This is a genomic window from Flavobacterium sp., assembly GCF_024710485.1.
Lineage (GTDB): Bacteria > Bacteroidota > Bacteroidia > Flavobacteriales > Flavobacteriaceae > Flavobacterium.
In genome coordinates this window covers 115,888-128,814 of the sequence record NZ_JANJUQ010000031.1, presented here as the reverse complement: position 1 = coordinate 128,814, position 12,927 = coordinate 115,888, and the positions used below count along the sequence as shown (strand labels likewise).

Here is a 12,927-nt window from a genome sequence, read left to right as displayed (position 1 = left end):
GTCTAGTGTTTCCAAACAACTTAATGGTGTGGGTTTCTCAAGTGTTAAAAAAATATTATTCCGAAGTAATATTTGTTTATTTAAGAAATAATTAAGAAGTTTGCGAAATAACTAACTCAAATAAAATTAATATGAGAACGAAGTTCAAATGGATTTTTACGCTCTTGTTAGCGTTTACTATGCAGTTTTCGTTTGCACAAGACAAAACTGTTACTGGAGTTGTTTCAGATAAAACTGGACCGCTTCCTGGTGCAAATGTTATTGTAAAGGGAACAAAAAACAGCACTCAAACTGATTTTGACGGGAAATTTTCCATCAAAGCTAAACAGGGTGATGTATTGGTAGTTTCTTTTACCGGTTACAACACGCAGTCTATTAGTGTTACTGCCGCTAATAACTACAATGTAACATTGTCTGAAGGGGTAGCTTTAAGTGAAGTTGTAATTGTTTCTGAAGGTTACAACAGAACCAGAACGAAAGCTAATTCAACAACTGCTCAAACTACAATTTCTTCTGAAACAATCGAAAACAGAGCAAACGTTTCTGTTTTGGCTTCTTTACAGGGGCAATCACCGGGACTTACTTTGATTTCCAGTTCTGGTTCCCCAGGTTCTGGTAAGTTTGACGGTTTTATTAGAGGGGCGTCTTCTATCAACGGAAACACAGATCCTTTGATTGTTATTGATGGGGTTCCTTCGACTTCTAACCAATTCCGTAACTTGAACCAAAATGAAATTGAATCAGTTACCACTTTGAGAGATGCGTCTGGTACTTCCATTTATGGAAATAAAGGTGCGAATGGTGTAATCGTGATTACAACCAAAAATGGTAAATATGATTCTGGGGTTAAGTTTACTTATGATGCTACTACAGGTTTCAATACTTTACCTAAGAATGATTACAATATGTCAAACTCAAAAGAGTTGTTGGCTATTGAGAAAATCAAAGGTACAGGTCTTGGGGTAACTTTGACTGATGCTGAAATTGCTGCTTTCAATATTAATACAAATTGGATGGATGAATTTTTCAGTGTAGACAGAGTTACGCAACATAACTTAGGAATTACTTTTGGAGGAAAAAATATTTCTTCTTACACTTCTTTGGGTTATTTTGAGCAAGGAGGAATGGTTCCAACAACAAACTTTAAACGTTTTACATTCAGAACTAACCTTAAAGGTAAAAGTAATAATGATAAATTCAACTATGACACACAGTTGGCTATCGGTTACTCTAAGAGAAATCAGTTAGATCAAGAAACTAACAGTGGTGTTAATAACAACACTATTCAAAACCCACTTCATGGAGGTTTGATGGGGTTACCGTATATAGTGTCTTCTCCTTATGAAACAGGAGCTGAATTACTTGCTGCTATTGGTACAGATTTTTCTGGAGCAAATGATACTTATGTTTTGCAAGATATCTTAAGAGAAGGTAATCTTCCAAGTATGTATTCTGATAAGACAATGACTTTAAATATTGGTGCATCTTATAAAATTACGCCAAACATTACCTTGTCTAACAGATCAGGTATTGATTTCAAGCAGTATGACAGATTGTTCGCTAGAGCACCATGGTCTTATTTAGCTTTAGTTGTAGCTGCTACTCAAGGTGCTGAATTTGGTGGTTTTGAAGACAAATCTACTTTCAATGATTTGACTTTCACTAATATCTTAAACTTAGGGTATAACAAAGTATTTAAAGAAAAACATGATTTCTCTGCAGGTTTATTTATGGAGTATACCAAAGCACACTATGAAGGTCATGGGTCAAGACAAAACGGTTTGAATCCTGCAACGTATTCACCTGGAGCAGGTACTGGTTACATTGCTTTCAACCCTGCAACTCCAAACTTTTACATTTCTTCTGTAAATGCTGCTAAATTAACTGGTGGAACACTATCAGTTTTTGGAACTTTGGATTATGATTACAATGAAAAGTACGGTTTCAGTGGGGTTTTAAGAAGAGATGCGACGTACCGTTTTGCTGATGACAACCGTTGGGGTACTTTCTGGTCTGTATCCGGTAGATGGAATATCGACAAAGAAGAGTTTATGAAGAATTCTGGTTTTGACATGTTAAAATTGAGAGCTTCTTACGGAACTAATGGTAACCAAAATATCTCAGCTGCCAACTATGGTTTCCCATCTTTATTAACTACTCCAAACTTAATTAGAGAGATTATTAGCCCGGGAACTGGTTATAACAACGTACCTGGTTCTTTGCTATATGGTCAGTTTGCTAACACAGCTGTTCAATGGGAAGAAATTTCTCAAGCAAACGTTGGTATCGATTTCATATTATTCAACAAAAAACTTGAAGGTAACATTGATGTTTATAGAAAAACAACAACTAACCTATTCAACTCTATTCCTAACTCTGCTGTTGTAGGTACTGGATTTGCTATTTCAGGTAACAATGGTGAGTTGAGAAATGATGGTATCGAGGTTCAATTGAAATATAATGTTATTAAAACTGATGATTTAAAACTTTCAGTGTTTGCTAATACTTCATACAATAAAAACCAAGTTATTTCAATTCAAGAGACAGATATTAATGGTGTTACTAACATTGTTGCTCCTGGTTATATCTTGAATGAGTGGAACTTAGTACCTTATGTTGGGGTTAACCAAGCTAACGGAAATTTATTATACTTAGATATCAATAATAATTTGACTGAGACTCCAAACCCTGCAAAAGACAGAAGAGCTACAGGTAAAAGTAACTTACCAAAATACCAAGGTGGATTTGGATTTAATATTGATTACAAAGGATTCTTTGTTAACACATTATTCTCTTACATGTATGATGTTTGGAGAATTGACAACCAATTCAGATGGGCTTCAAACCCAGCATTTATTGGTGAAGAAAATGTAACTGCAGACTTCTTAAATCAATGGACTCCTACAAACACTACCTCTAATGTACCATCAATTAATGCTACTAATAATGATGTGTTTTTTGATTCAGACAGATTTTTATATGATTCGTCTTTCTTACGTTTGAAAAACGTAAACATTGGGTATAATGTTCCTTCTAAGTTCCTTAAAAATTCTCCAATTACTAATGTAAGATTTTTTGTTCAAGGAGAAAACCTTTTAACGTGGACAAAATGGAGAGGTTTTGATCCTGAAGCGATTACTGCGCTTTCAGTAACTAATTTCCCTAACCCGAGAACAATTACTTTTGGTACATCTATAAGTTTCTAAAAAAAATAATTATGAAAAAAATTAAATACCTTTTATTTATTGCATTTTCAGCCGCACTTACAACTTCTTGTAATGATGCGTTGGATATAGTTCAGGAAGGTGAATTATATCCTGAAGGAGCATTTAAAACTGTTGCCAATCTAAGAAGTTACTTGAATGGAGATATCTATTCCAGAGTAAACAATTCAACAGAAATTGCTTTTACTTCTGTATTCACAGACGAGGTTGGAATTGGCCCTGATAATGGTGGTCAAAATTTGGAAGAGCACAGATTTCAATTAAATCCTACTACCGGATTTGCTGCAAGTTTGTGGAGTACTCACTATACTCTAATCAACAGAGTAAACAGATTAATTGAGTTTTCTGATTTAGTTACTCCAGCTAATGCTGCTGAAACAGCTCAAAAGAATGCTATCCTTGCCGAGGCAAGAACTTTAAGAGCTCATGCTTATCTTCAGTTGTTGGCTTACTATTCAACCGACATGTCAGATCCAAATGCCCTTGGTGTTATATTGTCTGATCAAGTGTATGATCCTTTAGTGGTTGAGCCAAGATTAAGAGTTCCTAATAGTGTTATTTATAACTTTATTGAAGAAGACCTTTTGTTTGCTGAGAATAATTTATCAGCTGCTACGGATTATAAATTTGTAACTAGAAACCTTGTTAATGCTATTAGAGCAAGAATGTATCTTTACCGTAAAAATTACGATTTAGCAAAAAATTATGCTACTCTTGCTTTAGCTGCCAGACCACTTACTACAAACCCTACTCAGTATAGTGCAATGTGGAGAGACTCTGGTCAAGGTGAAATTATTTTCGCAGCTTCACGTCCTTCAGGAGGAACATGGTCTAACATTGCGGGTACTTGGTATTTTAATACCACTACTGCTTCAGGAGGTGCTTTCCATGATATGGGAAGAAACTTGTACAATTTATACGCTCAACATCCAAATGATATTAGATTAGCTTCATGGGTTGATCCTTCATCTTCGATTAATTCTTCGTACTTAAATGATATTAATTATATCGAAACTGATATCATAGCTATCGATAAATATCCTGGTAAGTCTGCTCAACCATTGAGAAATGATTTAAAGATGTACAGATCATCAGAGATGGTTTTGATTATTGCTGAGTGTGAAGTTGGTGGGTCTACTCAAAATTTAGCTGCTGCAGCTGCAAGAGTACAATCTATCAGACAAGCTAGAGGTACAGGTCAAACTACTCCTGCATATACTACTGCACAAGCTGCTTGGGCTGATATTTTATTAGAGAGAAGAAAGGAATTGGCTTTTGAAGGTCACCGTTACATCGATATCAAAAGATTAGCTGCTTTAGCTGGTGTTCAAGGTATTGACAGAAACATTACTGACGATGCATTGCAGAATGTTCCATTAACTTTGCCTCTTACTGATCACCGCTTTACTATGCCAGTACCACAGGCAGAAGTAGCAGGTAACGTTACTATTCAACAAAATCCAGGTTATTAAAAAAAATAAAATATGAAAAAATTAATTTTATCAGCATTTAGTTTTTTAGTTGTCTTTTCACTTATTACTAGTTGTAGTGGAGATGACGAAAACTACAAGTCTTTTTCAGGTCCTCAAGAGGCATTATTGTTCAATAATAGTACTTCTGTTTTAGAGGTTGGCCCTACAACACCTTCATTTATTGAAGTGTTAGTTAGCTCTACAACAATTTCTAATGTGGATAGACCAGTTGACATTCAAGTTAGTTCATTTTCAACTGCTTTACCTAGTCAATACTCAATTGATTATTCTACAGCTGTTATTCCTGCAGGTAGTACAACCGCAAGAGTAAAAATTAATTCAGCTGATTTTGCAAGTTTGCCTGCTCTAGGTTCTGTAAGCTTGGTTTTAGTTTTCGATTCTGAGTTGTATTCTTTGCCTAACAGAAGTAACCATATTGTTTCTATACAAAGAGCTTGTGAAGGTACTAGAGTTAACTTAAACATCAATTTTGATGGTTACGGTAGTGAGATTGGTTGGACCCTTTCCAATGATTCAGGTGTAGTTGCCTCTGCTAATGCGGGTGCTTACTCTGATGGACAAGCTACTCATGCTCAGCAGTTTTGTTTGCAGCCTGGTACTTACACTTTTGTAATGACTGATAGCTACGGAGACGGTATGTCTTTCCCAGGTAACGGTACGTTTACTTTAAGTTTGGATTCAGACGGTTCTGTTTTAGCAACAGGTGGAGGTGATTTTGGTTTCCAAACACCACCATATACATTTACTATCAATTAATTTGATTATAAATCTTAAAATGCCTCTTATTTATAAGGGGCATTTTTTTTTATATATTAATTAGTTCGTTAGTATTAATTTTTTCACAATAAAATTCTGTTTCTGTAATTTTTGCTTAATTTTAGTGCAGAATTAAACTTTTAGCTTATTATACTTCATGAAAATTTCATTTACTTTAATTTTATCCTTATTATTAACTACTTCTATTTACAGTCAAAATAGTAAAGAAAAAGAAAAAATCATTCAGGCCACTGATGTAGTAAAGCTTAATGAGTTGGGCAATATATTTCAATCAGAGTATAAGCTGCGACAAGCGAGAATTGATAAGTATTTACAATCAAATTTTGTTTCCAAAAAAATTATCGTTGACGGAGTTGAAAAAGAAATTTATGATGTGGATGAGAATGGTAATGTTTCCTACGCAGAAACTACCAATCGTAGTTCATCAATTACCATAACAGCTAATCAGCTCTACAGCGGCGGTGTTTTAGGATTGAATCTTCAGGGTCAAGGAATGGAAGTTGGTGTGTGGGACAGTGGTCCAGCAAAGGAATCTCATGTTGAATTTAATAATTCCAGAGTTTCCATTTTTGATTTTACGGATTATTCTAACCATGGAACCCATGTAATAGGTACTATTTTAGCAGGAGGCATTAATACCAATGCCAGAGGTATAGCTTTTCAAGCAAATGGTAAATCTTTTGATTGGAATAATGATTATGCTGAGATGTCTTTTGAAGCAGCAGGCGGACTGTTAGTGTCCAATCATTCCTATTGGCAAGGTTCTACTTTAAATACTTGGGTTTTTGGAGCTTATGATTCAAGAGCTCAACAAATGGACAATATTACTTTTGCAGCTCCATATTACCTTCCGGTTGTTTCTGCAGGAAATGATAGAAATAGTAATGCCTCAACGATTCTTTCTAATCAAAATCAGTTAAAGTTTGGCTATGATTTAATTAGAGGTCAAAACAATGCCAAAAATAGTCTAACGGTTGGTGCTGTTTCTTCTGTGTTAAGTTATATCGATCCCGGTAGTGTGCAGATGTCTAGTTTCAGCAGTTGGGGTCCAACTGATGACGGTAGAATTAAACCTGAGGTTGTAGCCAAAGGAGTTGCTGTTTTTTCCAGTGTAGCTACTTCAGACACTTCTTATGATACCTACCAAGGAACGTCAATGGCTTCTCCGGCTGTTGCCGGTAGTTGTTTGTTGCTTCAACAACATTATAATAATTTGAATTCTAATTTCATGAGAGCTTCCACTCTCAAAGGACTTGTAATGCATACAGCAAAAGAAGCCGGTTTGTTTAATGGTCCTGATTATGAATTTGGTTGGGGTTTAGTAGATAGTGCTGCGGCGGCCAATCTTATAACAGCAAAAAATACCGGAACAGCTGTTATTGATGAATTGTTATTGAGTAATAATACTACCTATACGAGAACATTCAATGTTGACAATCCTTCCAATGTAAAAGTTTCTATTTGTTGGACAGATCCTGCTCCCGCAAATTTCAATTCAGGGGTTGTTGATCCAAATTCCACATATTTGGTTAATGATTTAGATTTGAAAGTTACTAAAAATCAAGAAGTGTTTTTTCCTTGGAGTTTAGATAAGAATTTCCCTTACAATGCTGCTACCAGATTGGGAACAAATAATGTTGATATTTTTGAGAGAGTTGATTTGGAGAATGTTTCAGGAACGTATACAATAACAGTATCTCATAAAGGTAACTTGCCAGCCTCTGGACAAAGGTTTAGTTTAATTATCAGCGGTGATAACTTATCAAGTTTAAATACCAATGAAGTTCAGCTTAGTGCAATTAGCATCTATCCAAATCCTACAAATCAATTATTGAACTATTCTTTTTCGGAGGAAATTGTTTTAAAAGATATTGTTGTTTATGATGTCTCAGGAAAAAAAATACTGACCAAGGAATCAAATTTGTCGTCTAACCAAATTGATGTTTCCGGTTTGTCATCCGGGATTTATTTCGTAACCTTCAATACCGACAATGCAACTTTGACAAAAAAATTCGTCAAAAACTAAAGTTTAAAAAGAATATTTGAAAACCACCTTCGGGTGGTTTTTTTATGATTTTATTACCAATAGTTTTGTGTATTTTTGTTCCGAAAATCAGTCCAATGCGCTATCTGTTATTTATAGTTTTAATTCTTTCATTTCAGTCTGTTTCCTCTCAGAGAACCAGAGGAACTAAATCCGGTAGTCTGAATCAGAAATCTAATACATCTCAAAGGAATAATTCCGTTAAAGATACCACAGTAACTAAAGAGGTTAAAACGGCACCATACGATTCATACAGAATCATTAACCTTCAAAAAGACACCACTTACGTCGATACATCACTTACTATAAAAAAAGAATACGAGTACAATTACTTGCGCAAAGACATTTTCGGTTTGTTGCCGTTTGCTAACGAAGGTCAGACCTATACTGTTTTAGACTATGGTTTAAAAAAGTTTGCCGCTTATCCCGAGTTAGGACATTCCGGAAAACATTTCAATTACCTCCAAATAGACGATATTAAGTATTACTCTGTGGCCACACCGGTAACCGAGTTGTATTTTAAAACCGTTATGGAACAAGGCCAATCAGTGGATGCACTTATCGCGGTAAATACTTCCGAACGCTTCAATATATCGGTTGCCTTTAGGGGTTTGCGTTCCATAGGAAGATACATTAACCAATTGTCAAGCACCGGAAATTTCCGCTTCACCACCAGCTACAACACACTCAACAAAAGATATTACCTCAATCTCCATTTTACCGGTCAAGATTTCTTGAATGGAGAAAACGGCGGGATTACTACCTTAGAAGATTTCGAAAGTGAAGATCCTGCATTCCAAAACCGAGCTAGGTTAGAAGTGTATTTAAGAGACGCCAAATCGTTCATGAAAGGTAAAAGATACTTCTTCGACCATAATTTCCGAATCAATCCCAAAAAAGGCAATAACAACTTGTACCTCTCACACCAATTCACTTACGAACACAAGTTTTTCGAATACAATCAGCAAACCTTGACCTCTGCTGTGGGTAACACCCAAGTTTTGCGTTTTGGAGATGCCTACGTCCCGGGCGGTATCAATGATCAAAGTCGCTATAACCGTATGCACAACAAAGTCGGCGCTATTTATGAAAATGCCTTATTGGGTAAATTCCAATTCTTCGCCGAAGATTACCGATTCAACTACTTTTACGATAAAGTCCTGATTTTGGATTCCGGGATCGTTCCCGGTTCTTTAAGTGATGCCATCAACACTGTCGGTGGTCAATACGAATACCGCAAGAATAAATGGAACGGAGTGTTTACCTATTCTAATTCTATTTCTAACCAATCACTGACAAACTTTAACGCCCAACTCAAATACCAACTCAATGCCAAGAACGAGCTGCAGTTCCAATACCAAATGCTCAACAAAATCCCCGATCATCTTTACAACCTCCACCAAAGCAGTTTCATCGGCTACAATTGGTACAATGATTTCAAAAACGAAAAAATCAATAATCTGGAAGTAATGGCCAAAACCCAATGGTTCGACGCCTCCATGCAAATAAGTTCACTCAACGATTACTTGTTCTTCAGCAATGATGCTACCAATCCGCAACAGCAAATCGTTACCCCAAAACAATACAATAAAACCATCAACTATTTGTCGGTTAAAGTCAGCCGCGAATTCAAATGGTGGAAATTGGCGCTCGATAACACTGTTTTATACCAACAAGTAGACCAAGAAGACGACGTGCTCAATGTGCCGCAAATCGTAACCCGAAACTCTTTGTATTACACCGATTATTTTTTTAAAAAAGCGCTGTTCCTACAATCCGGTTTTACTTTCAATTACTTCACCAAATATTTCGCCAACGATTACAATCCGGTCCTGGCCGAAGCCTTCGTGCAAAACACCCGAGAAATAGGGGCGTTTCCAATGGTCGATTTCTTCGTGAACGCCCGAATCCGTCAAACGCGCATTTTCTTTAAAGTAGAGCATTTGAACTCTCGCATGACGGGCAATACTTTTTACACTGCACCCAACTATCCGTACCGCGATTTTATGATTCGCTTCGGGTTAGTGTGGAACTTCTTCCAGTAATTTCTTTTGGGCGTGTTACCGCGCTGTCCACTGTATCTTTTGTTTCGTTGGGCAACGCAACAAAAGGATGCCGTTCCCATCCCGCACGCAAACATATTTGAATTAACGTTCTTCAAACTTGCAAACCTTCTTTTTATCAATATCTTTGTAACCTAAATTAAAAGCTCAGCTACTCAGCTACTCAAAAATGGACTACGCAGAAAACATACTAGGCACTATTGGTCACACGCCTTTAGTAAAATTAAATAAAGTGGTAAAAGGCATCGACGCTTTGGTTTTGGCCAAAGTAGAAACCTTCAATCCCGGAAATTCTACCAAAGACCGCATGGCGCTTAAAATGGTAGAAGATGCCGAAGCCGACGGTCGACTAAAACCGGGCGGAACCATCATCGAAGGAACTTCCGGAAATACCGGTATGGGCTTAGCTTTAGCCGCTATTGTAAAAGGGTACAAATGTATTTTTGTAATTACCGACAAACAATCCAAAGAAAAAATGGACATCCTTCGTGCCGTTGGCGCTAAAGTAATCGTTTGTCCAACCGATGTAGAGCCAACTGATCCGCGTTCGTACTATTCGGTTTCGAAACGATTGAGCACTGAAATTCCTAATTCTTGGTACGTAAACCAATACGATAACCCAAGCAACGCACTAGCACATTACCAACAAACCGGTCCCGAAATCTGGGAACAAACAGATGGTAAAGTAACGCATTTTGTTGTAGGTGTAGGAACCGGCGGAACCATTTCCGGTATTGGAAAATACTTAAAAGAGAAAAATCCTAATGTTAAAGTTTGGGGCATTGATACCTACGGTTCTGTTTTCAAAAAATACCACGAAACCGGTATATTCGACGAAAACGAAATCTACTCTTATATCACAGAAGGTATCGGAGAAGACATCTTACCTAAAAACGTTGATTTCTCAGTTATCGATGGGTTTACTAAAGTAACCGATAAAGATGCAGCCGTGTACACTCGTAAAATTGCTTTGGAAGAAGGGATTTTTGTGGGGAACTCAGCAGGTGCTTGTGTCAAAGGCTTACACCAATTAAAAGAGCATTTCGGTCCGAATGATGTTGTAGTAGTGCTGTTCCACGATAGCGGAAGCCGTTATGTGGGGAAAATGTTCAACGACGACTGGATGCGAGAAAGAGGTTTCTTGGAAGAAGAAATCACCAAAGCAGAAGACGTAATCAAAGACCACAAAGACAAACCATTAGTCATAGTGCGTACAGAGGAATTAGTGTCACACGCTATCGAACGCTTGAAAAAATACAACATCTCCCAAATCCCGGTAATTGATACCACCGGTTTTGTGGGCAGCATAGACGAAACCGATTTGTTCCGTAGCTATATCGAAGACAAAAACATAGCCGACAAACCGATCAAAGAAATTATGGGTAAACCGTACCCAATTGTGAATGCCAACGCACCGGTAGAGGAAATTTCTAAGTTAATCAATAAAGATAACCAAGCGATATTGGTTGATTTAGGCAACGGAAAACACCATATTATTACCAAACACGATATCATCAGTTCGATTAAATAGGACGGAGCGTTAATATAATGTCCGGTAGATATTTTTAGCGAACGGGCCAGACGGCGCGGCAGCAAAAGGGATTAGAGAAAAGGGATAAGGCAAAAAAAGTCTTGTCCCTTTTTACTTATCCCTTATCCCAGAATTACTCGCCAATCAAAACCCCGGAAATATTCCAGGAGCTAAAACTACCGCCTTCCGGCAAGCCTTGAGGAATAGTAACTTTTAGGGTATGATTCCCCGCGGGTAAATCGCCTAAATCAATGAATATTGGGTTAGTAACTGTTCCCGGGCACCAGTTAGAGCGACTGTAATCCGAAGATGATAAACCATTCCCAAAATTCCCCGAAGCCGGATTCGACAAGCGATAGGAACCGCAATCTTGTCGCCAAGGTGTAAAACCAAAAGTTTCTTTTCCGTTCAAATAAATGGTATTCTTTTTCGGGACAAACTCATCGCCGTTTTCCCAACCGCCGTGACCGGTTGTAATGTAACGCAATTTTATATTTTTCATCGGTTGGTCAAGGGTAAAACTGACTTCCAATCCTTTTTCGTTGTTGAACATTGTGCCGTATTCCTGTCCGGCCATTTCCATGATGTTGTTGGTGCAAAACAAAGGCACTATTCGTGTAGGTTGGGCTTTCGATTCGCCTTCGGAGTGGATGGTAATATTCGCCGATACTTTATGACCGCCTTTGTCATAATTCCCAATATTGATGCCGATCCAAACTTCTTTACCGCTCAACAAAGGCAGTAAGTCGGATATGTCTTGTCGGTACAAAACATTTTCTGCCCAGGTTTTGTCTTTCAGTTCTAAATAATTGTATTGCTTCACACCGAAAGGCGTAAAAAAGCGCATCAATTCCACCACCGGATTGTAATGCTCGGTAGCTACTACGCCTTGGTATTCTTTGCCGTTTCCGTTGGTGTAAATTGGCAGTGTTTTGGCGCCATTTTTTAATCCGTCTAAGAAAGAAAGTGCTTTATCAGTTGGAATCATAAAAAAGGAACCGGTTCTGTCGTAAGCATCTCCGTTAGATTGTTCGGTTACATCGGCAAAAATTTGACTGCCGATTTTGATTTCGGGGAACTTTACTTTTCGAACTGCTATGGTTCCGTTGGCAAATCTCAAAATACTGTCATTCGATTTCGATTCGTTTGAAAAGTTAATCACTTGGTCTTTAAAAATCGGAATAGTGTTGAATCGGCTTTTCCAGAGTAAATCTTTATAGGTTAGCGCATCTACTTTTTGGGTTTTCAATCCATTGCTGCGTATCGTTTTAATTTTATCGATAGTTACAGCACTAATTACAAAATTGCCGTTGCGTACCATTTCCAATACCAATCCTAAGTTTTGTCCCAGTATCGTTGGTGCTCCTTTAATTTTCAGGGCATCGGTATACCAAAATTCAATCGTATTCGAGTTGACAATGGTTTTGGCCTTTTTGCAAGTGTAGCCGAGTATTTTCTTGGTTTCCGGTAGATATTCAAAGCTTTGTTTGGCCAATGTAGTACTGTCTTTCATGTAAATTGCCCTATCCATGCTAAGAATAGCAAATTGTTGAAAAGAGGTCGATGCTCTGTCGATAATAGTGAACTCTTGTGGGTAAGACGATACAGTCACGTCTTTAGTCTTATTGTAGACTTTTGTTAACAAAGCATTGGTTTCAACTATGATGGGTTCTTGCCCTTCAATTACAGTGCCGTTCGAACTTCTTTGATAGGTGATTTGATAGTTTTGGGCGTCAAGAATGCCTGAAAAACCCAGTAAAACAATAAAAAGTAATTTTTTCATTACAAATAGTTT

Annotated in this window: 7 protein-coding genes; 6 read left to right on the top strand and 1 reads right to left on the bottom strand. The window is 37.3% G+C overall.

Going from position 1 to position 12,927, the window contains the following annotated elements:
• Window positions 1–131 precede the first annotated feature (131 nt).
• The 6 genes from Q0M21_RS07935 to Q0M21_RS07910 all read left to right on the top strand — a co-directional run bounded on the left by Q0M21_RS07935 (window position 132) and on the right by Q0M21_RS07910 (window position 11,132).
• A complete protein-coding gene (locus tag Q0M21_RS07935) occupies window positions 132–3,206 on the top strand; it encodes a SusC/RagA family TonB-linked outer membrane protein (RefSeq protein WP_295336721.1) in 3,075 nt (1,024 codons plus the stop codon).
• An 11-nt stretch (window positions 3,207–3,217) separates the two neighbouring features.
• Entirely contained in the window at window positions 3,218–4,696 is a 1,479-nt protein-coding gene (locus Q0M21_RS07930; RefSeq protein ID WP_295336718.1) for a RagB/SusD family nutrient uptake outer membrane protein, read from the top strand.
• Window positions 4,697–4,708: 12 nt separating this feature from the next.
• A complete protein-coding gene (locus Q0M21_RS07925; RefSeq protein WP_295336716.1) occupies window positions 4,709–5,473 on the top strand; it encodes a hypothetical protein in 765 nt (254 codons plus the stop codon).
• A 157-nt stretch (window positions 5,474–5,630) separates the two neighbouring features.
• Complete coding sequence (locus tag Q0M21_RS07920; RefSeq protein ID WP_295336713.1) at window positions 5,631–7,520, top strand: S8 family serine peptidase; 1,890 nt, start codon at window positions 5,631–5,633, stop codon at window positions 7,518–7,520.
• Window positions 7,521–7,615: 95 nt separating this feature from the next.
• Complete coding sequence (locus tag Q0M21_RS07915) at window positions 7,616–9,583, top strand: putative porin (RefSeq protein ID WP_295336710.1); 1,968 nt, start codon at window positions 7,616–7,618, stop codon at window positions 9,581–9,583.
• 187 nt (window positions 9,584–9,770) lie between these two features.
• A complete protein-coding gene (locus Q0M21_RS07910; protein WP_295336707.1) occupies window positions 9,771–11,132 on the top strand; it encodes a pyridoxal-phosphate dependent enzyme in 1,362 nt (453 codons plus the stop codon).
• A 133-nt stretch (window positions 11,133–11,265) separates the two neighbouring features.
• Here Q0M21_RS07910 and Q0M21_RS07905 read toward each other — a convergent pair whose 3' ends face one another.
• Window positions 11,266–12,915, bottom strand: a complete 1,650-nt coding sequence (locus Q0M21_RS07905) for a PNGase F N-terminal domain-containing protein (RefSeq protein ID WP_295336704.1) — start codon at window positions 12,913–12,915, stop codon at window positions 11,266–11,268.
• Between the last annotated feature and the right edge of the window lie 12 nt (window positions 12,916–12,927).